Here is a 540-nt window from a genome sequence, read left to right as displayed (position 1 = left end):
ACCGTGACCCGCCAAGCCTGTATGGCTTACAAGGACTTCGAGTCCTTCAGGAGAATGAGGCGCGGGTCAGCGGATTCCATCAGGGCCAGCAGGTCTATTCCTGCACAACAGGCCGGATATAGAACTGTCAGGCGACACCGTAAATTGACCCCCTAGCGACACGAGGAACTGACCCCCTCGTTCGCAAGGAGGCCATCGTTGGAAACGAAGCACATTGAGGTAGATCCTGTACGCCGTGTAGGTTGCGGAGGGCAGGAGATGTTGGAGCCGGAAGCGGTCAGGACGATCGTTCGGTTGGGGCAGTCAGGGTGGGGTGCGAAGCGGATTGCGAGGACGCTGGGCATCGCGCGCAACACAGTGCGGCGGTATCTGAACGCGGGCGGGCCGGTGCCGTATAAGAGGCCACAGCGCACCGGGATTGTGCAACCTCTTTTCTGTAAATTTCCGGTTGGGTGGTCATGACAACCGGGTTACAGGTTGAAGTTGAGATAGACCTTGCCGGTCAGCCACTCGTCGTCGAGTTCGGCGAGCATTGCGGAA

The 540-nt window shown here is 58.9% G+C and carries 1 pseudogene; it reads left to right on the top strand.

Features of this window, described 5'->3' with window-relative positions:
- Window positions 1-258: 258 nt before the first annotated feature.
- A pseudogene (locus tag Tther_RS13380) lies at window positions 259-372 on the top strand (helix-turn-helix domain-containing protein); the annotation flags it as partial.
- Between the last annotated feature and the right edge of the window lie 168 nt (window positions 373-540).

It is taken from the genome of Tepidimonas thermarum, from assembly GCF_007556705.1.
GTDB classification, from domain to species: Bacteria; Pseudomonadota; Gammaproteobacteria; order Burkholderiales; family Burkholderiaceae_C; genus Tepidimonas; species Tepidimonas thermarum.
This window is presented reverse-complemented; position numbering and strand designations above follow the sequence as displayed.